This window comes from Fimbriimonadaceae bacterium (assembly GCA_019638795.1).
Classification (GTDB): domain Bacteria; phylum Armatimonadota; class Fimbriimonadia; order Fimbriimonadales; family Fimbriimonadaceae; genus JAHBTB01.
Genome location: JAHBTB010000001.1, coordinates 326175 through 347080, shown reverse-complemented (window position 1 = coordinate 347080; position 20906 = coordinate 326175). Strand labels below are relative to the sequence as shown.

Genomic DNA, 20906 nt, shown 5'->3' with positions numbered 1-20906 from the left:
ACGACCGACCCCCCCGGGTGTTCCCAGGGGGGTCTCTCTCCGGTCTTAGTGAAGGGCGGGGTCAGCCGCCGATGCCGGTGCCACCACCGGTGCCGCCGCCACCGCCTCCGCGACCACCACCGCCGCCGGGCCGTCCACCGCCAAATCCGCCGCGGATGTTGGGGTCGGCCTCAAACTTCGGGCCGGCAAGCTCTTTCAGCTTCGCCTTTTGCTCCTCGGTCATGATCTTGGCGATCTCGTCGTTGAGGGCCTTGTTGTTCTTCTCCATCAGGCCCTGGAACTGGTCACGGTCGATCTCTTGGTCGCGCATCTTGCGCATCAGTTCCTGGTTGGCGGTCATTTGGTCCGACTGGAGCTTCTTGATCTTGTCGGTCTGCTCCGCCGTCATGCCAAGTTCCTTCTGGACCTCGGGGTCCAGGATCGCCCGGTCACCAGCAAGCTGGATGCCGATCTGCTTCAGGCGCTTCTGCTGGTCGGCGGTGAGAACCTTGTTGACGGCTTCGTCGTTCTCCTTCTGCATCTTCTGCATGGCTTCCATCATCGCCTGGCGGTCTGTGCCACCGCCGCCGTTCTGGAACATCTCCCGCATCTTCTCGCGCTGGGCCTGCTGGATTTCGTCCAGCTTGGTCTTTTGCTCGGTGGTCAGCTTCAGGTCCTTCTGGACGTCTTCACGCCTCAGCAAGAACGAGTTGTTCTGCATGCCGCCACCGAATCCGAAGCCGAATCGCTGGCCCCGCCCGCCGCCTCCGCCTTGTGCCATCGCATAGGCAGAAACAACGACGAGACCGATCGTCAAGAGGGTTTTTAGGTTGGTCTTCATTCAGTTTCCTCCCCCGTCTTTCTTGGCCTCGTCCTTCTTGGGGGCGGGGTCCGGGGTCGTGATCGTGTTGGGAAGCGTCTTGCCGTTCTCCTTGAGGGCTTTCTCGCGGATCTTGGCGGCGTCGTCGGGGCTGCGCACGATGCGCGGCGTCAGCATGACAAGGAGCTCGGTCTTCTGCTTTTCGTGGCTTGTCGACCGGAACAACTGGCCGAGGATGGGGATGTCGCCGAGCAAGGGCACCTTGCGGACCGACGAGGTGACGGTGTTGCGCATGATGCCGCCGAGGACCATCGTCTCCCCGTCCTTCACGCTCACGGTGGTCTGGGCTTCGCGTTGGTTGATGATCGGCGCGTTGAACTCCGTGTAGCCTTGGAGGTCGTTGGCGGTCTGGGTCACGTCCAGGGTCACGTAGCCGCCTGCGGTGATCCGAGGCGTCACGGTCAGGATGATGCCCACATCGACGAACGAATAGTTGAAGGTCAGGTTGCCGTTCGCGTCTTCCCGTTGGCTGACGACGTAAGGGATGCTCTGGCTGATGTTGATCTCGGCCTCCACGTTGTTGCTCGTGAAGATGCGCGGCGTGCTGAGGACTTCAAACTTGTCGTCCTGCTGGAGGGCGTTCAAGAACCCACCCAAGTTGCCGCCCGCAATCGTATAGCGGAACCCTTGCAGTGCCGGGGAGGTGTTCTGCAGGCCGAAGTTGGCACCGACGTTGCCGGTGACCCCGTTTTGGCCGAAGGCCTTGGCTTGGACCAAGTTCCACTCGACACCGAGCTTGTTCGTCCGGTCCAGGGTCGCCTCCATGATGATCGTCTCGATCATCACCTGCTCGGGGATCGAGTCGAGTTGGAGAAGGATTTTCTTGACCAGGTCCACCGCGTCGGGGGCACCGACGACGATCAGACTGTTCGTGTTGGTGTCGGGGATGATCGACACTTGGTTGGTCAGGTCACGGATGTTGACGAGCCGCCCGTCGGCGCCGCGCACCAGTTGGTTGTTCTGGTTTTGGTTGTTCTGCCCGCCGCGGAACCCGCCCCCGCCGAATCCGCCGCCTCCAAACTGGATCTGCGTTTGCAGTTCACCGCTTTCCGCGTCAGGGTCTTGAAGCGGGATGTTGAGGGCTGTCGCGTCGGCCAAGTCGTTGCCCAGGTTGTTGCCGCCAAGGCTCGGCGGGCCGCTGGAGTTCCGGTTGTTATTGTTGTTTGTCCGGCGGTTGCTGTTCGACCCGGTGCCCGTCGTGTTACGCGAGGTGTTGACGCCGGTGCGTTGGCCGAACGCCGACTGCAAGGTCGTCGCCAATTGGTCCGCCCGGGCGTTCATCAAGGGGATGACGACGGTGGAGTCTTCCAGCCGCACCTTTTGGTCGATCTCGGAGATCACCTGGGCGACGACTTTGTGGTTTTCGGCCGTCGCCGTCACGACGAGGCTGTTTGACCGGACGTCCGCGGTGACGGTGCCGAAGGCCGATTGGAACGACCCGGTCCGAAACGCCTGGCGGAACTGCTGCCGGGGGTCGATGGTCTGGTTGCCTTGGCCGCCCCGGCCCTTGGGCGCGTTCGTGCTCAAGACGTTTTGGATCGTCGGCAGGATGTCGTTGGCCGAGGCGAACTCCAGCTTGTAGACCTGGGTGGTCTGCGGCGCGTCGGTCTGTTGGTCGATTTCTTTGATCAGCTTCTCGATCTCATCGAACATGTTGCGCGGGCCGTTGATGATGACGGTGTTGCTGTAATCGTCCGACGACGCCCGCATGGAGTCTTGCTGGCCCGTGTTGAACCCGCTGAACCCACCAAACCGGTTGTTGCCTCGGCCCTGAGGGCGGCCGAACTGGGTGAGGCCGCCGCGACCGAAGTTGCCCCGATTGAAACCACCAAAGCCACCTTGCTGGGTCGGGGCAAAGACGTCGTTGACCACCCGGGCCACCTCGCTGGCGTTTGCGTACTTGATCCGGTAGACCTTGACCTCGTTTTGTTGCTGTTGGAACTGGCTGGGGTCGAAGTTGCCCTGGCCAAAGTCGGAGCCCCGGTCCATCTCTTGGCGTTGGCGCTTCTGACGGATCACCATGAGGTTGCCCTCCTTCTGCAATTCGAAATTGCGCAGGCTGAGGGCGGTGTCGAGGATGCGGAAGGCGTCGCTGACCGAGACCGGGTTGGGCGAAGAGACCGTGATGGCGTCCTTGAGCGCGGGGTCTTTGACGATCGTGATGCCAGAGATCTTCATGAAGAGGTCCAGCACCAGGTCGACGTTGGCGTTGCGGAAGCTCAGGGTCACCTTTTTGGTCTTGGGCAGGCTGAATTGCTCCCAAGCCTTCTTGGCGGCCACCCCGTCGCCGTTGCTGAACTGGGCGAATACGGCGGTCGGGAGGACGGCGGCGATCAGAACCGTCCAGGTCAACGTGCGCTTCAGTCTCATAGGTTTGCCTCGTGCTTCAAGTTCTGGTCGTCGTGGGTCGGGATGTTCAGGTCGAATTCGTCGAACGGGCCCGGCTCTCCCTGAGGCCCGCCTTGGGGTCCGAACGGCTCGGCGGGCTGTCCGTTGCCGCGCCGACCGGACCGGCGTGGGTCCGTGGGCCGGCCGCCGTTGACCTGGCCGTTGTTCGGTTGGGCCGGGACGTTCCCCGGCAGAGGGTTCGGTCGCGACTGCACCCCGACCGGGCCGGTCAACGGGTTCAGCGGCCGGGTCGACCCCCCGCTCGGTTCCGGTTGGGGGACGTCCGCGAGCAACATCAGGGTTCGGACGCTGTCGCCCGCCGCCAGGGACAAGCTCGTCGGGGTGATGCGCTCGACGCGGCAGTTCTTCCAGAGGTCGCCTTGCTTGACATAAAGTCCCTGGCCCGTCTGGGTGTTCTCGATCAGCGCCGTCGGCACCTGGTCGATGACGGCGGCACCGGTGAAGAACCACCCGGCCTCGCCGCTGGCGAAGGAAGGCGGCACCTGGTTGGGGAGTCCGGCACTGTCTGGGCCGACGCCTTCGCCCCGGACGACAAGCGGCTTGAACGCGTCGCGGGTTGTGAGCGCGACCGGTTCGAAGGTGGCCTTCTGGTCCCGCTCGTCGAAGTCCTCCAAGGCCTTGTCGGTTTTGACAGGCCGGGTCACGGCTGCCGACTTGCGCGGCGGCCGCTGGACCTTTTGAGGCTCAGTCAGGATCAAGGCTGCGACAACCACCAGGGCTAAACCCCCATACAAGTACAAACGGTTACCCTTTGCCATTGTTCACCCCCTGCGGTGCCTTTGCCTTGGCCTTGGGAACCTCAGGTTCGTTGACAAAGGCGACGACGCCGACCGAAGCGGAGACCGCGCTGGACGAGGCGTCGGTCGAACTGACCTGGGCGGACGAGACGACGAGCTTGGTGCCGGGTGCCTCCAAGTCTTTGACGAACGAGACCACGGCCAAGAACGGACCCTGGACGCTCACGGAGTACTCAGCCGCCTTGAGCGGGGTCACTTCTTGCACCCGCTGGGGCCGGAACGTGCTCACCTTCACCTTGCGCGCCGCCGCGGCTCGGTTGACCCGGTCGAGCACAGCGGGGCCGACGTCGGCCACCGGGCTGGCCCACGCGTAACTGCCCATCGCCTTCTGGGCTTTGTCCAAGTCAGCCTTGAGGCCCGTGATCTGGTTGGTGAGGTCGGCCTGCTGCTTGGCTTGCTTGGCGAGGGCAAGACCGGTCTTGGGCCGGGGGGCGACACGGTCGAAGATGACGCATCCGATCACTCCGGCGATGGCGAGGCCGCAGACAAAGTTCCAGGTCGGGATGTTGTCACCGATGGTCATTTCTTCGCTCCTGCCTTGGGCTTGACGGCAGACGGGATATAGGTCGGATAGTTGCCGACCACATGTCCCGTGGCGGCAAAGAGGACGATCGGCGTCTCGCCGATCTTGCCGTCGTTGGCAAAGACAAGGCGGACGTCACGGAACCTCGGGTCGCTGGTCAGCGCCTGCATGAACTCGTAGACCGCGGCACTAGACTTGGCGTCCCCCCGGATCTGGACGTTGCGTCCGCGCTCGACGGTCAGGCCCGTCAGCCAGAGGTCGGCGGGGCAGTGGCCGGCGACGACGGAGACGATGTCGGAGACGGGCTGTTTGGGGTGCGCCGAGGACTCCAGGGTGTCGGCGGCGTTTTTCACCAGGTGCAAGCGACCGTCCAGGAGCCCCTTGTTCGTGGTCAAGGTCTTGATCTGGCGGGCTCCCGAGTCGGTGTTCTTCTTCACCCGCTTGGCGGCGTCTTCGAAATCGAAGTAGACCATCGCGCAACAGACAATGAACACCATGACGAGCAAGCTGGCCAGTGTCCGGCGGCTCTTGACCGCTTGGGCCCTGCGCTTGCTGACGTCCTCCCACAACTCAAGGTTGACGGCAGGCCGGTGGCGGGCGAGGGTGGCGAGACTGCCGTTCTGGTCGGCCCGCACAAGTGTGCTCGGCGGAACCTTGGCGCTGGCCAAGGTGCGCTGGACCTCCATCTCCAGTTCGTGCTCGCCCAGTCCGCCCGGTGCGGACCGGGAGTAATACACGTCGCCGTTCTGAACAATGTCGATCCCGGTGCCGTCTACAGAGTCGTCGATGATGACCGCACTGTCAAGACCGTGCTCCAAGGCCATCCCGCCAGACGCCGCGCTCACCGGGGCGATCCAGGCGGTCTGGACGCCGAGGCGGGCCAGTTCGTCCTTGGCCTGCTTCAGCAGCTCGGTACGCATCGCGGAGACGACGACCTTCTTTCCCGTCCCGTTCTGGCGGTTGGTGAAAGCGAAGTCGCTGGTGAGCTCGGCGGACGAGACAGGGAAGAGCTGGTCAAGTTGTACCCGGACGATCGCCTGCGCTTGCTCGGCCCCGACGTCGGGCAGGACGAGTTGGCGGACGAGCGACGACCGGCGGCCGATCGCCAGACCGACGGTCTTGGGGTTGCCCAAGGTCGTGATGGCGTCTTCGAAGCTCTCGGCGAGGAAAGTTTGGTGGCGCACCGGGTCGAAGGCGCGCACGGCGCCGCCTGACCATTCAAGGACGGGGACGACATCGACCGTGCTCATCGGGCCGCCTCCATCAGAGTCGTCTGGGACGTGGTCTCGTCGACCCACCCCCACCGCCGTTCAGCGTCGCTGAACCACGGGTGCACGACCCGGGTGACCACGGGTTGCCCGTTGGTGAATTCGACGAGGGCCTCGAGGGCGACGCGCGACGAACCGGCCCTGCCGACGGTCCGGACAAGGAACGACTGGCTGGAGACGGTGAACGTGTCCGCAATGTCGCGCAAAGTCTGGGGAGTGACGCCAGGGAGGTCCGCAAGTTCACCAAGTGAGTTAAATTGCCCACCGCGCGAGATGATCGCCTGGGCCACCCCGGCGGGCATGTTCGGGATGGAATTGAGCACCGGTTCGGTGGCGGTGTTCAAGTTGATCTTTCCCTCTGCCGTCGGGCTGTTGTTGGTCGTGAGGTTATCCAAGATGACTTTGGCATCGGCGTTGTTGATCCCGGCCACCTGGAACACCTCGCCCAAGTTAGTGAACGTGCTGACCGTGTTGCGGCGCTGGACGATGGCGGTGGCGATTTGGGCGCGTAGGCCGAGGCTGACAAGCTGTTGTTCGTTCGCCGTGTTGACATTGGTGCGCGACTGCCCGCTCGGGTTCTGGACGGTGGCCCGGTTCTCAAACGTGCAAAGGTCGTAGAGGGTCGGTTGGTCGGTGTCGACCCCGGAGACCAGCGGGGCGCTGCTGCCGTTGGTCGGCGGTTCGTACAGGGTCTGGGCGTCGACACCCTTGACCAAGAGGAGTTCGTCGAAGGTGTCGAACCGGCGCAGCTTGGTGTTGTAGGGGACGGGCAGGCTGTTGTAGAACTCGTCTTTGGCCCCTTGGGCGCTGGGCGTCGGCCCCGACGAACGCCAGTCGATGATCGCGTCGATCTGGTCTTGGGTCAGGCCCATGTTCAGGAGCCAGTCCGACGTCACCGTGTTGATGTCGACCTTGCTGCAAGCGTCGACGATCTGGATGCGGACGTGGGCACTGCCGACAGTGAAGTCGACGGCCCCGTTCTGGCTCAGGGTGTACCAGTCGTCCTCTTGGGTCGTCACCGTCAGTGACTGGTTGCTGAGGGCGGCGAGGGCCCGTTCAATGCCGCCCCGGGCGGCGGCTTCGGCCGCGGCCGCCTCGTTCTGGGTGCTCTCCCGCAAGATCTTCGACCCGACGGCGGCGCCGACGGACGAGACGATGATCACTGCGACCACGACGACGAGCAGGGCCATCAGGAAGGCCACGCCGCTCCGCCGCGGCCTCACAGTTGCACCACCGGGTTGGTCGAGGTGACGTCGCTCTGCTCCAGACGCACCGTCATCACGCGGCTGTCCGTCTCCCCGTCAAGGGTGTATGTGATGCGGACGACCGCGGGCAGGCGCCGGACGCCGGTGGTGGTGTCCCAGGTGTCGGTCCATTCCGTCCCGTCCCAGAACTCAAAGGAGATGTCCGTGACGCCAGCCAGCAACAGGGACTCGTAACCGCCCTGGGTCGGGTCGCCGTCCGCCGGCCTCTGGGTGCGGAGGTAGAGCCCCGAGCCCGTGGCGTCCGACCCGACTGCGGTCAGCGACAAAGAGACCTCGGTGAGCCCGCCCTGGGGCCCGTACTCTTCGTTCTTTTGTTGCCAGTCGTGCTCGGTGTCGTCGATCGCGGCCATGTTCAGCGGGGCCGAGGTGGTGGTGAAGACGATCGTGTCCGGCTTCGACGTCGAGCCGCTCTGGTTCGACGCGACAAAATAAGTCAGCGTGTCCGCGTTGTCCGCGGTGACGTAGGCGCCCCTGAGAAACTGGGTCACCCGCTTCTCAAACCGGCGGCCTTGCTCCAATTTCTGGTCGAGGTCGGGAGCCCTCCGCAAGGTCGCCAAGGCGCTGCTGAACACGGTGGTCAGGCCGATCATCAGGGTCGCCGTCATGACCATCACCATCAGAAGCTCGATGACGGTGAAGCCTCGTCGTCTCATGGCGCGGCCCCCGCGTCGGTCGTGGTGGGTGGTTCGTACTTGAGGGTCTCCGCCACGCCCGTCCGGCCGTTGGGACGGGTCGAGTCGGCGACGGTGATGCGAAGCCCGACAAGACTCTCCACGCCGGTCGCGACGTTTTCCAGCGTCCACGTGTACTTGTCGTCAGGAACGTCAAAGGTGCCTTGGGTCGCCGTCTTGTATTCCTCGGTCGCGATGATCTCGTCCAGCTTTTGGTTCGCCAGGCGGGTGACCTTGTCTTTCTCCATGAGCGCGGCGGTGGCTTTGTCGAGCCCGCCCATCGCCCGCATCAAGGCGGTGACCCCGACCACGATGAGGACGGTGGCGATGACGACCTCGACGACCGAGAAACCTCTAGTTCGCGATGCGCTGTTCAATCGAGCCCGCCTCCCATCGGTCCACGGGTTGGTCGTCGATGCGGCCGGTCTTCCAGACCGGCGTGCCGTCGACGTCACGTTTGAGGGTGAGGTCGCCTGTCGCGGTATGGACTTCCAGGGCCGCAGACGAGCACTGCCCGTCAGGGAAGACCTTCATTGACCAAGCGTCGGTTGAGACGTCGGTGCCGTTGACTTGAGACGCCGTCACGGTGGTCCCCGCTCCCAGTTGGGTCCGCTTGAACACGGACTCGGTGCCTTCTTCGTCGCTGGTGGCCAAAGTCAGTTCGGTCGTGCTGACGCGCAGGACGACGGGTTGCCGTAGGCTGGCCGCCCGGTTCACCGCGTCATCGACGGTCCGGCGCATGTCGACCAGCAGGGCCCGCGCCTTGACGCTGTCCCTGACGACAAACGCCCTCGGCAAGATCAGCGTGGCAAACAACGCGACCAAGACGATGACGATGGTCATCTCGACGAAGGTGAAGGCCCGTCTACTCACTCTCGACGAGGTCTTCGGCGTATCCGTCGCCTCCGGTCTGGCCGTCGGACCCGTAGCTCAACAGCACGAAGCTGTCGTCACCGCCGGAACCGGGCCACTCATAGTGGTAGGCGTTGCCCCAAGGGTCGTTGGTCACGGGCTTTTGTGAGTACGGCCCTTTCCAACCCGTGAGGTCGGCGGGCTGCTCCCACAGGGCGTTCAGGCCTTCGTCGGTCGTCGGAAAGCGACCGTTGTCGAGCCGGAACGTCTGGAGTTCCTTGTTGAGCTCGGACAAGTCGGCCAGCGCCTTGGCGACCTTCGCGTCCTCGGCCCGGCCGATAAGCCGAGGCAAGATCATCGCCGCGAGGACGGCGAGGATCGTGATGACCACGAGGAGTTCAATCAAAGTGAACGCCTTGCGGCCATGTCGGGGTCGGAGGTTAATCATCATTTCACCATTTGTTGGGCTTCGAAAATCGGGAGCATGACACTGAGGACGACAAAGGCGACGACACCGCCCATGACGAGGAGGATGGCGGGTTCGAGCGCGGCAGTCATGCGGCGAAGACCCTGTTCGACCTCGAAGTCCAGGCTGTTGGCCACGCGGCCAAGCATCTTGGGCAGGTCGCCGGTCTCTTCGCCGATGGCGACCATGTGGGTCAGGACGGGAGGGAACACCCCCGCGTAGCGCATCGCGTCGGCCAAGGGGACGCCTTCGCGCACGTCCTGGACGATCTTGTCGTTGGAGTGCTCGAACACTTTGTTGCCGGTCGACTTGCCTGCCAGGCCGATCGCTTCCAGAATCGGGACGCCGCCATAGACGAGGGTGCCCAGGACGCGGGCGTAGCGGCTGACCGTGCCCTTCTTGACCACCGGGCCCATGATCGGGGCGTTCAGGAAAAACCGGTCGCGCACGGTCGCGCCCGCCTCGGTGGCGACCCACGCCCGGTAGCCGACGACCACGGCCACGACCCCGCCCACCACGATGTACCATTGGTTGGTCAGGAACCCGGTGATGGCAAGGAGGATCTTGGTGGGCACGGGAAGGTCGGCGCCGAACCCCTTGAAGACGTCGGACAGGCGCGGCACGACAAAGGTCAGCATGAAGATGACGACAAACGTCGCGACACAGATCAGGACAGCGGGGTAGATGAGCGACGAGATGACCAGGGACCGGCGCTCGACTTCGTTCTCCAGGAGTTCGGCCATGCGCTCGCAACTTTCCGCGAACTGACCGCTCGCCTCACCGGACTTCAATGTCTGGACGTAGACCGTCGGGAAGACCTTCGGGTGCATTTCAATGGCGGCAGAGACGGACATGCCCCCGCGCACCTCGACCAGGCAGTCGGCGACGGCGTCGGAGAGCTGCTGGTTTTCGGTTTGTTCGGCAAGGACCTGGAGGACACGGTCAAGGGGCAGGCCTGCCGTGGTCAGGTCGGCCATGCGACGGGTGAAGAGGGCCAGGTCGCTCCGGCTGGTGCGGCCCCTCCGGCGCGACTCGCCCTTGGGCGGGTCGACGTGGGCCTCGCCTTCCTTGGTCTCGTGGATCTCGATGACGAACCGCCCTTCGCGGGTGAGGATGGCGACCGCCGACTTGGGGTCGCTGGCTTCGACCGTCCCGCCCCGCTGGCGGCCCTGGACGTCCACCGCGGCGTAGGTATAGGTCGGCACGGGCTAGAAGTCCTCCCTCTGGCAGACCCTGAGCACCTCGTCACAGGTCGTGATGCCCTGGAGGATGGTCAGACGTCCGTCCCCAAGCAGGGTCCGCATGCCCTGGTTGGCGAGGGCGTGGTCGCGGATGGTGCTCGCCGGAGCGTGCTCGACGGTCATCCGGCGCACCGGCTCGTCGATGGTCAGCAGTTCGTAGACGCCGCGCCTTCCCTTGAACCCCGTCCCGCCGCACTTGTCGCAACCTCGGCCGCGGCGGAACGGAGGGTTGGCGGGGTCGTAGTCGGAAGCGGTGATCCCGACGCTGGCCAGTGCCTCGGGCGACTCCATCTCTTTGACGCTGCAGTTGGGGCAGTTGACCCGGACGAGCCGCTGGGCCAAGACGCCGACGATCGAACTGGCGGCAAGGAACGGCTCCACCCCCATGTCGAGCAACCGGGTGATGGCGCTCGGCGCGTCGTTGGTGTGCAGGGTGCTGAAAACAAGGTGCCCGGTCAGGGCGGCGTGGATGGCGATCTCCGCCGTCTCATGGTCGCGGATCTCACCGACCATGATGACGTCGGGGTCTTGGCGGACGATGCTGCGGAGGCCGTTGGCAAAGGTCAGGCCGATACTCGACCGCACCTGGATCTGGCCGATGCCGGGCAGCTGGTATTCGACGGGGTCCTCGATCGTGAGGATGTTGCGCTTGGGCGAATAGATCTCCTGAAGCGCGGCGTAAAGGGTCGTCGACTTACCGGCACCGGTCGGACCGGTGACGAGGATCATCCCGTAAGGGATGTTGATGAGCTTGCGGAACAGGGCGATCTGGTCTTCGCGCATGCCCAACTGGGTCATCGTCAGGGTCGCGGTGCCCTTGTCGAGGATGCGCATGACGACCCGCTCACCGTGGACGGTGGGGACGAGCGAGACCCGGACGTCGACTTGGCGACCGGCGATGTTGAGCTTGATGCGGCCGTCCTGAGGGAGGCGCCGTTCGGCGATGTTCAGCTCGGCAAGGATTTTGATGCGGCTGGCGATCGCCGCTTGCATGCGCTTGGGCGGGCTGGCGACCTCATGGAGGATGCCGTCCACCCGGAACCGGACTTTGACCTCCTTCTCATATGGCTCGATGTGGATGTCGCTGACCCGGTCGCGGACGGCCTGGGCGAACATCAGGTTCACCATCTGGACGACGGCCGCTTCGCCCGCCATCCGCTGAAGGTCGGCGAGGTCGGTGGTGTCGTCGATGTCGACGTTGGCGGTCGGCCCGTCGTCATCCTGGGAGATGCCCTCCATCATCCCCTCCAGGAACCGCTCTTCGATCTTGTCGCGGATCTGGCCGGGGTCGGCGAGCACGGGCCTCAGGTCTTTGCCGACGAGGACACTGAGTTCGTCGACCTTGGCCAAGTGGTCGACGCCGCCGACGGCGACGACCAGGGTGTCCCTCTCCAGCCGGACGGGCAGGACTTGGTAGCGCAGGACGTACTCGCTGGGTATCGCCTGAAGTGCCGATGTTTCGGGCTTGACCTCGTCCAGATCGACGTGCTCAAGGCCCAGCGTGGCCTTGCCGTTCAATTCTTCATGCGCATCCACTGTGGCGGCCACCCTCATGACAACGAGTCAATTGACGCAATTCCGGCCCGGTTGTTCAGCGGGACATGCCAAACGCCGACAATCTTGGGCATTCCGGTAGTCTTACTTCATTGATGAGCATCGCCGCCGCCTGGGCCGCTTCGATTCTCCTTGGCCAAGGACAAAAACCCGTCGTCCGTCGGCACTCGTTGTCCCTCGAGGTCGTGCGCCACGAAAACTTTTCGAGCCAGGTGCTTGGCAACAAGCGCACCGTCTGGGTGTGCCTCCCGCCGGGCTACCGGAGCGAGCCCGACCGCAAGTACCCCGTGCTCTACATGCATGACGGCCAGAACGTCTTCGACGGGTTCACGTCGTTCATCCCGAACCAAGAATGGCAGGCCGACGAAGCCCTGAAAGCGGGAGTCGAGGCGGGGCTTGTCGAACCAGTGGTCATCGTGGGCGTCGACAACGCCGGGACAGCCCGGGGCGACGAGTACCTGCCCACGCGGGCCAGGCTCGGGAAGGAGGACGTCGGCGGCAAGGCAGACCAGTACACCAAGTTCGTCACCGACGAACTGATGCCCTTCGTCGCCAAAAACTACCGCGTCAAGACCGGCCCAGACGACACCGGTCTGTGCGGGTCTTCCTTCGGCGGCATCGTCACCCTTCACATGGGGCTGACCAGGCCCGAGGTCTTTGGCAAGCTCGCCGTGCTTTCTCCCAGCTTGTGGTGGGACCAGAAGGTCATGGTGAAGCGGGTCGAGGCGTTGCGGTCGCGCCCATGGCGGCGGTTGTGGCTGGACGTCGGGACCCTGGAGATCGGCGCCTCGACCGACACGCGGGCCCTGCGCGACGTCATGGCTGCGAAAGGCTGGAAGCAACCGTCTGACTTCACCTACTACGAGGAGATCGGGTCAGCGCATAACGAAACGGCCTGGGCCAAGCGGTTCCCCCTGGTCCTCCAGTACCTGTTCCCGGCCAAGCGGTAGTGACTGGGCCTCCTCCTCCCGGCACGGCGCCGATGGCGTATCCTCAAGGGTGGCGTCAGTCATCTGGCGCGCGACCGCAGGGGGTGCCCGACGATGGGCTGAGATTCTCTCGAACGAGCGAGAGTTGTCCCCTTGAACCTGATCCGGGTCATGCCGGCGGAGGGATTGCGGCCGACGGGTCTCGGGTCATGACCGGGGCGTGACGGCCAACCAGGCTGTCGCGCCGTCGGGGACGAGCCGGGACAACCATGCGAAACCGAGCCTTCACGCTCATCGAGCTCCTCGTCGTCATCGCGATCATCGCGATCCTGGCCGCGATCCTGTTTCCCGTTTTCGCGCGGGCCAAGGCGGCGGCCAAGAACACCCAATGCCTGAGCAACGGCCGCCAGATCGGGGTCGCGGTCAAGCTGTACCTGAGCGACTACGACGACACCATGCCGCTCTTCTATGCCTACAACTCCGTGCCCCCCGCGGGGGCTCCGGGCCACAAGGGCGTCGAAGTCCTGCTGTTCCCCTACACCAAGAGTAAGGACATCTTTCGCTCGCCCTGGGACAACGGGGGGCCGTACACCGCGGTCGACGTCCCCGGTGCGGACTCCTATTGGAAGGCTTACGGGTCGTCGTACCGGTTCACCCAGTGCCTCTATTCGGTGGCGGCCGGCGAGTCCAGCCAAAACAACACCCCGATGACGTTCAACCGCACCGTGAGCGAGACGGCCATCGAATGGCCCGCCGAGTCACGGGTCATGAGGTCGGAGATGCTGCCGTGGTTCGACCACAAGTTCGACACCGGATGCGCGCGGTACGGCTACGACTGCCCACCACCGGCCGACTACTACAAGACATGGAGCGACCTTGGCGGTACGACGATCTTTGCCGACGGCCACGCCAAGTGGATCGTCTCGGCCGGAGCCTTTGACCAGCAGGTCGTCGATGTCCTGGGGCACCGGTCGGGAGAGGCTAACCCCGACTCCTGGTCGGGGACGTGGTACGGCGTTTGTGACTAAGGCTGGCTGTGCCCCCGTCACCGGCGGGGGCACGGTCTTGGTCAGTCCTTTGCTTTGACCGTCGAGGGGATGTCGACCTTCGCGCCCGGGCGGATGCCGAGCTTTTTGAAGACGCCGGCCTTGAACTCGATGGCGTACATCGACGCCTGCCGCGACGAGTAGTTGGACGTCGTGTCGAAGGCGCTCATCGTGTAGACAGTGTTGATCACCTTGTCCTTGCCGCAGTAGGCGATGTCCAACGGCACCTTCGTGTTCTTCATCCAGAAGCTAAGTGGTTCGGCCTCTTTGAAGACAAAGACCATCGCCTGCTTTTCGGTGAAGTCGCTGTCCTCCAGGAACATCATGCCTTCCATCCGCTTGGCGTCGGTGTCCATGATCCACGCGGTGAACTCGTGCTTCCCGTCGACCTTGATGGTCGCCTTGGCCAAGTCCTTCAGTTGGAACCGGCGGAAGGGGTTTGGCTTGTCCTGCGACTTGGGTTGACCCTGCACTGGGGCGGTGAGCACGCCGTGGGCGAAGAGGGCGAGTGCGGTGAGGCTGACCATCATCAGATTGCGTCCTTGTCCATTCTGACGCTCTTATCACGGAGGCGCATCACACTTTCGGCGCGAACGCGTCCCATTTCTCCTCGAACTGGGCGATGTCGCCTTCGTGGACGAGCGTCGTGCCCACGAGGTCGAGGCCGGCCAGCAGTTGCTCGCGGACGGCGGGGTTGATGTCAAACGGCAGTTCATGGCCGTCCAGCACGACCACCTGCCGGACGAGGTCGACGGTGACCCGGGCCCCCGAACCAGCTTCGACGAGACGGCGGTGGCTCTCGGGCGGCAACTCGACCAAGAGCAGGCCACAGTTGCCGGCGTTGCTTCGAAAGATGTCGCTGTATCCCGGCGAGTCGGGGTCCCGGCGGGCGACGACAGCGACGAAGCCGGCCTGCTGGATCGCCCAGACCGCATGCTCGCGGCTGGACCCGCAACCAAAGTTCGTGCCGACGACCAGCACACTGGCCCCTTCCGCGTCCGCTTGGTCAAGCGGGAAGCAGGACTCCTGTCGGCGCACGTCGTTGAAGAGCAATCGGCCGTAGCCGGACCGGGTGACCATGCTGAGGAACCGGGCCGGGATGATCCGGTCGGTGTCCACGTGGTCGGCGTCGTAGACCGCCGTGGTGCCCGTGTGCTGGGTGAATCCTGCCATCGCCTTATGATTCTGCTTCAGTTGCGCAACGGCTTTCCGGACTCGAGCATGTGTCGGGCCCGGGCCAAGCTCAGTCCTTCCTTGCAACAGGCCACAAACCCAGCCCGCTCTTTGTCCAGAGCGTCTTCGTATGAGGTCGCTTTGCCGAAGACCGGTTTGGCCTGCTCGGCAATGAAGACGTCATGGTCGCTCAACTGGCCCTTGGCCTTCAGTTCCTGGAGGGCCCGGTCCACCATGCCGGTCACCGGCCCCTCCACGCTGGCCCACGGGCTGCTCCCTCGTGCCGTTGCAGTGAGGGCCAGCCGCTTAGCTTCGGTGAAGAGCATGTCCGGGTGATAGACGGTGACGTCCTCGTTCCTCATGAACCCGAGTTTGCGGGCGTGGTCGGCGTTGTCGCTGACTGTGGCCGTCGCCAGTGTCTTGACCGCCTCGGTGAGGCCCTTGGCTCCGCCGGATTGGCAGCGGGTGCGCATCAGCGCGGTGCCTCCTCCCCCGGGGATCACGCCGACCTTTGCTTCGGGCAGGCCGATCTGGGTTTCGGCCGCGGCAGCGATCAGGGAACACGACGCCGCCATCTCGAACCCTCCCCCCAAGCAGTGTCCCCAGACTGCCGCCACGCTGGGCACCTTGCCGAGCAGGACGCCGAGGCGCTGGAACGCGGCGATCGCGTCGTCGATCGCGCCGTAGTCCTTAGCCTCCATCTTTTCGACAAAGAACCGGACGTCGAACCCGGCGGAATACGACTTGGCCTCGCTGGTCAAGACCAGCCGGTCGATCTGCCCGCTCTCAAGGAGGGTCGTCAAGTCGCGGACGACTTCCGGGTCATAGACCCCCATCTTGGTGGTGAGCGCCACCGCCGTCACGCCGTCCCCCATGTCGCGGGTACGGAACTTGGCCCAGGTCTGCGCGACGGGAAAATCGGTAAGGGGCTTGAAGAGGGGCTCTGGTTTGGGAAGGAAGTAAGACCCCGCGTGGCTGAGGACCTCCGCACCTTCGTAAAACTTGCGGGTGGCCAACCCTAGGTGTTCGGCGCCGACCATGTCGATCATCTCGAACGGCCCAGCCTCCCAGCCAAACCCCCACTTCATGACGCGGTCGAAGTCGCGGACGTCGTGGCTGATCTCCTCTCTGATCTCGTTCGCATAACGAAGGGTCGGCACGAGGTACGTCCGCAGGAACTCGCCGACTTGGTCGCGGGCCTGCAATCCTCCGCTCAACCTCTCGGCAAGGGGACGACGGCCTAGTTCGGCCAGGGCGGGCAGGTCGGGCTCCCGCCTCTCGCGGTAGGCCAGCGTGTTCAGGTCGAAGCTGACAAACTCCTTGCCTTCCTTTCGGTAGTAGCCCTGGCCGGCCTTCGACCCGGTCCAGCCGCGCTCGACCAGCACCTGCATCGAGCGCGGCGTGGCCAGGTGCGCGGTGCCCGGGTCGTGAGGGCAACGTTCGACCAGGTTGGCGGCGATGTCGCCCATGATGTCGAGGCCGACAAGGTCGTTGAGCCGAAAACTGCCGCTGCGTGGACGGCCGAGGAACGGCCCCGTGATGGCGTCGACCTCTTCGATCGTCAACCCCAGCTTTTCCGCCGCGTGCACCGCCATGAACATCGACCACATCCCGAACCGGTTCGCGATGAACCCCGGGGTGTCCTTGGCCACGACCACCCGACGGGCCACCCGGGACTCCAGGAACTCGGTCATGCCCGCCACGACCGCCGGGTCCGTCTCGTCGGTCGGGATCAGTTCCAAGAGCTTCAGATAGCGGGGCGGGTTGAAAAAGTGGGTGCCCAAAAAGACACGGCGGAAGCTCTCGCCCATCCCTTCCTTGAGCAACGAGATTTGCAGGCCGCTGGTGTTCGTGCTCACCATCGCCCCCGGTTTCAGGTGAGGTTCGATGGCCCGGTACATCGCCCGTTTGGCCTCCAGCTTTTCCACGATCGCCTCGCAGACCCAGTCCGCCTCGCCGACCCACGCCAAGTCGTTTTCCACCGACCCCAGTCGGACGAGGTCGGCGGTGCCGGACAAATAGAAGTGGGGCGGGCGGACGGCGAGGGCCCGCTCATAGGCGGCCCGGGCCGACTCGGCGGTCGCGTCGAGAAGCGTCACGTCGAAGCCGATGTTGGCGAGGTGGGCGGCAATCCCCGATCCCATCGTTCCGGCACCGAGGACGCAGACCTTGCGGCTGTCTGGTGACATTGGTCGCGAGATTACCTATGGCCTCTGGTCTATCAGTCCGACCGGATATAATGCCCTTCTCACGAGCGCGCTCGTAGCTCAGTGGATAGAGCATCAGCTTGCGGAGCTGAGGGTCGGAGGTTCGAGTCCTCTCGAGCGCGCCATCTCCAAATTGGTGGAACTCTAGCCGTCAAAGGCGAGTTTATTCCCTCAATGCGCCGGGTCATTCCCATCCTCGTCTTTGTCCTGGCGACGATGGCCTCGGCCAAGCCCGAATTCTTGGTCGCTTTTGACGACCACTACAAACCCGCGCCGGGCTCACCGGCGGCCGAGGCCCAGTGCCGTAACTGCCACACATCGCCTCCCGAACACAACGCATATGGGAAAGCGGTGATGCAGGTGATGCACGAGTCGGGAAAGGACGAGCCCGACGCCGCGGTCTTTGCTGCCGTCGAAAAAATGACCGGAGACGACGGCATGACATTTGGGTCCGAGATGCCTGCCCGGACCGGACGCCCGGCCACGGCCGAGACCTCTTCTCCAAAGACAGAAAGCGCACGGCCCCTTGTCCCCGCCCACTCCTTTCACCCGACCATCGTCCACTTTCCCATCGCCTTGTTCCTGTTCGGCGCTTTCCTTGAGGTTCTCGGCAAACTCAAGCGCAAGTCAGGCCTACGAGACGCGGCCTGGCCGTGCCTTCTCGGCGGGGCGTTGGTCAGTGTCCCGACGGTCGCGCTGGGTTTCACCGCCGCGATCAGGCTGGGCTATGGGCTGAACGGCAAGGCTGAGACCCATATGCTCCTTGCCCTCGCCGCCTCGGGTTGCATGTTGGCCGTGGTCGCGCGGCGAAGGACCGCCCACTTGGATTCACCGGGCTATTGGGTCGCCTTGGTCGTCGGGGCGGGGCTTGTCGCATTGGCCGGGCATCTTGGCGGCATGCTCGTCTTCGGGTAGCGCGTCGCGCCGTCCGCATTTGGCGCACAATCACCTCGCTCATGGCCGCATATCTTCTCGGGGTCGACGTCGGCACGTCTGCGGTGAAGGTGGCCCTTGTCGACGCCGAGACCGGGGCGGTGGTCGCCACCGGCCAGTCTCCGCAGACCGGCGAGGTCCCGTTGTCGTCACCACGGCCTGGGTGGGCCGAGCAGGACCCCGACCATTGGTGGCGGCACTTTGTCGAGGCTGTCACCGGGCTCGGCGGGCGGGTACGCGAGGTGGTGGCGGTCGGGGTCGCGTACCAGATGCACGGCTTGGTGCTGCTCGACGGTGCCGGGCAGGTGGTACGGCCCGCGGTCATCTGGTGCGACGGCCGGGCGGTCGAGACCGGAGCGGCCTTGGCCGAACGGGTCGGCCGTGACGAATGCCTGCGTGAGGCGCTGAACACGCCGGGCAACTTCACCGTCGCCAAGGCGGCGTGGGTCCGGGACAACGAGCCGGAGACCTTCGCCCGGGCCAAGCACATGGTCTTGCCCGGCGACGACGTGGCCCGGCGGCTCACCGGTCGGGCGGCCACCACACCAGGCGGCCTGAGCGAAATGGCGGCTTGGTCGTTTGCGTCGGGCCGACCGTTCGCCGGGCTGCTGGAGGCGGCAGGTGTGGCCCATCTGGTCCCCGAGGTCGTGCCGACCTTTGGCGACCAGGGGCACGTGACCCCGGACGCGTCGGCCGTGACCGGCGTCCCCACGGGGACCCCGGTGACTTACCGCGCGGGCGACCAACCCAACAACGCACTCTCTCTTGGGGTCCTTCAGGCGGGCGAGGCGGCCGCGACGGCGGGCACCAGCGGCGTCGTCTATGTCGTCAGTGACCAGGCACGGCCCGACCCGCGGGAGCGCGTCAATCCGTTCCTCCACGTGAACGGCAAGACGGGCACCCTCCTCTGTGTCAATGGCGCGGGGTCCTTCTACAGTTGGGTCAGGCGCACGGTCTGTCCGGGCATGGCCTTTGACGACATGAACAGACTCGCCGCTGAGGCCCCGGCCGGGGCAGACGGCCTGGTGGCCTTGCCCTATGGCAACGGGGCGGAAAGGTCGCTAGGCAACGTCGCTCCGGGGGCCGCGTTTACCGGACTCGACTTCGCCCGGCACGGGCGGCCCCACATCGTCCGTGCCGGCATGGAGGGTGTCGCCTTTGCGTTCCGGCATGGTGTCGAGGCGATGGCGGGCCTGGGAAGCCAGGTCACCAGTGTTCGGGCCGGACGGGCCAACATGTTCCTCAGCCCGCTCTTCGCCCAGGTGTTCGCCGACGTGACCCAATGCGAGGTCAGACTCTACGACACTGACGGCGCGGTCGGAGCGGCGCGCGGCGCGGGGATCGGCCTGGGCGTGTGGCGCGAGCCGGCCGACGCCTTTCACGCTCTGTCCGAGGTCGGACGGCACACCCCCCGTGACCCAGGCGCCTACGACGGCCCATACAAGCAGTGGCAGGCGGCTCTTCAGGATAATCTGACCTGAGCACGACGATGGCCACGACTAAGCGCAACCACAGCATTTGCCGCTGGACCTTTAACGCAGGCAAGGGCGGATTTGTCCCTGGCGACATGCGTCCTTCTTGGAGCGGTGAGAACCTGCCCACCGCCAAGGTGCCTGGGCTGATCCGCCGAGAGATCGCCCCAAGGTTGCCGGACCACATCCAGCTTGGATTCGAACTCCACTACGACGCGGAGGTGAACGAAGGCAACGTCGCGGCGGTTGTCGACGCGATGGGCGAGGCCGGGTTGGCCCTGGCGATGTCGACGCCGGGCGCCCATGCCCACTTCGCCTATGGCGGCATCTGTTCCATGGACCCTCGGGAAAGGGCTGCGGCGGGAGACCTCGGCAAGAAGGTGCTTGACCTCACCTATGGGCCGTTGCGTCCGGTGTGGCACGCCGACAAGGCCCTGGCCCCCTCGGTCGTGCTGTGGAACGGCTCATGGGGCTATGATCTCGCGACGGTCGCGGTCCGCGAGATGCACCGGCACATGCGCACGGGACTGGCCGAGTTTTGCAAATATGAGAAGTCTCTTGGCGAGGAGCTGTACATAGTCATTGAACCTAAGCCTAACGAGGGGCATCCCGCGATGTTGCTGCCCACTGTCGCGAGCGCGATCCTCGTGTGGCGGCTCGTGGAGGAAGAACATGGAGTCAGCCGGGCCAAGAAGGGGGTGAACAAGGAGATCGGCCATTCCGAGATGGTCGGTCTGGACCACGTGTACGACACCGTGGAGGAGATCGAGGCGGGCACGCTCCACCACACCCACCTGAACAGCCAGGGCTACAACGACGGACTTCACCTGGGCGGCCCTGGCAAGTACGATATCGACTTCGGCACCCAGATCACTGCGATGAACATCGCGATGGCCGGGGTGATGCTCGACGCCGGGTACGGCAGGTGGATGGGCCACGACATGCAGGCCCGTCCCTATGACGACGAGGCCCAGGGGATCGACCGCGTCGTCCGGTCGGTGCTCAGCTGGGACGCCTGCGAGCAGGCCGCGTCACGGCTCGACAAGGGGGCCTTGCTGGCCGCGTTGTCCGACCGGCGGACGGGTGCCGCCGAGGACATCATGAGGTCGGCGCTCATGGACGCCCACCAGACGTTCGACCGCATGTACAAAGGCTAGAAGCGTGCCCCGTATAAATGCCAGCTTGACATTGTCTTGACACCAACCAGTTGTATAAAGGTTGGCATGGGAGGCTCAACATTT

20 protein-coding genes, 1 tRNA gene and 1 riboswitch are annotated in these 20906 nt (G+C 64.7%); of the genes, 6 read left to right on the top strand and 15 right to left on the bottom strand.

Annotation, left to right across the window (positions count from 1 at the left end; genetic code table 11):
• Positions 1 to 61: 61 nt before the first annotated feature.
• From KF857_01710 to gspE, 12 genes are read right to left on the bottom strand one after another with little or no spacing between them, the layout of a single operon-like run.
• Complete coding sequence (locus KF857_01710; protein MBX3110698.1) at positions 62 to 820, bottom strand: hypothetical protein; 759 nt, start codon at positions 818 to 820, stop codon at positions 62 to 64.
• Positions 821 to 3229 (bottom strand): hypothetical protein, encoded by a 2409-nt coding sequence (locus tag KF857_01705; protein MBX3110697.1) that lies wholly within the window; start codon positions 3227 to 3229, stop codon positions 821 to 823.
• On the bottom strand, positions 3226 to 3981 hold the full coding sequence (locus tag KF857_01700; GenBank protein MBX3110696.1) for a hypothetical protein: 756 nt from the start codon (positions 3979 to 3981) through the stop codon (positions 3226 to 3228). The genes KF857_01705 and KF857_01700 overlap by 4 nt, the downstream gene beginning before the upstream one ends.
• A 31-nt stretch (positions 3982 to 4012) precedes the next feature.
• On the bottom strand, positions 4013 to 4588 hold the full coding sequence (pilO, locus tag KF857_01695; GenBank protein ID MBX3110695.1) for a type 4a pilus biogenesis protein PilO: 576 nt from the start codon (positions 4586 to 4588) through the stop codon (positions 4013 to 4015).
• The gene (locus KF857_01690) at positions 4585 to 5838 is read right to left on the bottom strand and encodes a PilN domain-containing protein (protein MBX3110694.1); all 1254 of its coding nucleotides are present in this window, start codon (positions 5836 to 5838) and stop codon (positions 4585 to 4587) included. Before KF857_01690 ends, pilO begins: the two co-directional genes overlap by 4 nt.
• Positions 5835 to 7079: a general secretion pathway protein GspK gene (locus tag KF857_01685; protein MBX3110693.1), complete on the bottom strand. Its 1245-nt coding sequence runs from the start codon at positions 7077 to 7079 to the stop codon at positions 5835 to 5837. The genes KF857_01690 and KF857_01685 overlap by 4 nt, the downstream gene beginning before the upstream one ends.
• Positions 7076 to 7774 carry a hypothetical protein gene (locus KF857_01680; GenBank protein MBX3110692.1) on the bottom strand — a complete coding sequence of 233 codons (699 nt, stop codon included), beginning with the start codon at positions 7772 to 7774 and terminating at the stop codon, positions 7076 to 7078. Before KF857_01680 ends, KF857_01685 begins: the two co-directional genes overlap by 4 nt.
• Positions 7771 to 8169, bottom strand: coding sequence for a hypothetical protein (locus KF857_01675; protein MBX3110691.1), 399 nt, complete (start codon positions 8167 to 8169; stop codon positions 7771 to 7773). Before KF857_01675 ends, KF857_01680 begins: the two co-directional genes overlap by 4 nt.
• Positions 8147 to 8665, bottom strand: coding sequence for a type II secretion system protein (locus KF857_01670; protein MBX3110690.1), 519 nt, complete (start codon positions 8663 to 8665; stop codon positions 8147 to 8149). Before KF857_01670 ends, KF857_01675 begins: the two co-directional genes overlap by 23 nt.
• Positions 8658 to 9095 carry a type II secretion system major pseudopilin GspG gene (gspG, locus tag KF857_01665; GenBank protein ID MBX3110689.1) on the bottom strand — a complete coding sequence of 146 codons (438 nt, stop codon included), beginning with the start codon at positions 9093 to 9095 and terminating at the stop codon, positions 8658 to 8660. Before gspG ends, KF857_01670 begins: the two co-directional genes overlap by 8 nt.
• Positions 9092 to 10315: a type II secretion system F family protein gene (locus KF857_01660; protein ID MBX3110688.1), complete on the bottom strand. Its 1224-nt coding sequence runs from the start codon at positions 10313 to 10315 to the stop codon at positions 9092 to 9094. The genes gspG and KF857_01660 overlap by 4 nt, the downstream gene beginning before the upstream one ends.
• A 3-nt stretch (positions 10316 to 10318) precedes the next feature.
• Entirely contained in the window at positions 10319 to 11905 is a 1587-nt protein-coding gene (gene gspE / locus KF857_01655) for a type II secretion system ATPase GspE (protein ID MBX3110687.1), read from the bottom strand.
• Between the two features lie 95 nt (positions 11906 to 12000).
• Here gspE and KF857_01650 point away from each other — a divergent pair, with 95 nt between their 5' ends.
• Both KF857_01650 and KF857_01645 read left to right on the top strand, forming a co-directional pair.
• Positions 12001 to 12855 (top strand): alpha/beta hydrolase, encoded by an 855-nt coding sequence (locus KF857_01650; protein MBX3110686.1) that lies wholly within the window; start codon positions 12001 to 12003, stop codon positions 12853 to 12855.
• 69 nt (positions 12856 to 12924) lie between these two features.
• A riboswitch (TPP riboswitch) is annotated at positions 12925 to 13038 on the top strand.
• A 65-nt stretch (positions 13039 to 13103) separates the two neighbouring features.
• The gene (locus tag KF857_01645) at positions 13104 to 13862 is read left to right on the top strand and encodes a prepilin-type N-terminal cleavage/methylation domain-containing protein (GenBank protein MBX3110685.1); all 759 of its coding nucleotides are present in this window, start codon (positions 13104 to 13106) and stop codon (positions 13860 to 13862) included.
• A 41-nt stretch (positions 13863 to 13903) separates the two neighbouring features.
• Here KF857_01645 and KF857_01640 read toward each other — a convergent pair whose 3' ends face one another.
• From KF857_01640 to KF857_01630, 3 genes are read right to left on the bottom strand one after another with little or no spacing between them, the layout of a single operon-like run.
• The gene (locus tag KF857_01640) at positions 13904 to 14410 is read right to left on the bottom strand and encodes a DUF192 domain-containing protein (protein MBX3110684.1); all 507 of its coding nucleotides are present in this window, start codon (positions 14408 to 14410) and stop codon (positions 13904 to 13906) included.
• 46 nt (positions 14411 to 14456) lie between these two features.
• Positions 14457 to 15053, bottom strand: coding sequence for a 3-isopropylmalate dehydratase small subunit (gene leuD / locus KF857_01635; protein MBX3110683.1), 597 nt, complete (start codon positions 15051 to 15053; stop codon positions 14457 to 14459).
• Between the two features lie 17 nt (positions 15054 to 15070).
• On the bottom strand, positions 15071 to 17242 hold the full coding sequence (locus KF857_01630) for an enoyl-CoA hydratase/isomerase family protein (protein MBX3110682.1): 2172 nt from the start codon (positions 17240 to 17242) through the stop codon (positions 15071 to 15073).
• A gap of 67 nt (positions 17243 to 17309) precedes the next feature.
• Here KF857_01630 and KF857_01625 point away from each other — a divergent pair.
• The 4 genes from KF857_01625 to KF857_01610 all read left to right on the top strand — a co-directional run bounded on the left by KF857_01625 (position 17310) and on the right by KF857_01610 (position 20822).
• Positions 17310 to 17385: transfer RNA gene (locus KF857_01625), tRNA-Arg, on the top strand.
• Between the two features lie 49 nt (positions 17386 to 17434).
• Complete coding sequence (locus KF857_01620; GenBank protein ID MBX3110681.1) at positions 17435 to 18175, top strand: hypothetical protein; 741 nt, start codon at positions 17435 to 17437, stop codon at positions 18173 to 18175.
• A 41-nt stretch (positions 18176 to 18216) separates the two neighbouring features.
• Positions 18217 to 19674: a hypothetical protein gene (locus tag KF857_01615; GenBank protein ID MBX3110680.1), complete on the top strand. Its 1458-nt coding sequence runs from the start codon at positions 18217 to 18219 to the stop codon at positions 19672 to 19674.
• A gap of 8 nt (positions 19675 to 19682) precedes the next feature.
• On the top strand, positions 19683 to 20822 hold the full coding sequence (locus KF857_01610) for a hypothetical protein (GenBank protein ID MBX3110679.1): 1140 nt from the start codon (positions 19683 to 19685) through the stop codon (positions 20820 to 20822).
• The last annotated feature ends 84 nt before the right edge of the window (positions 20823 to 20906 follow it).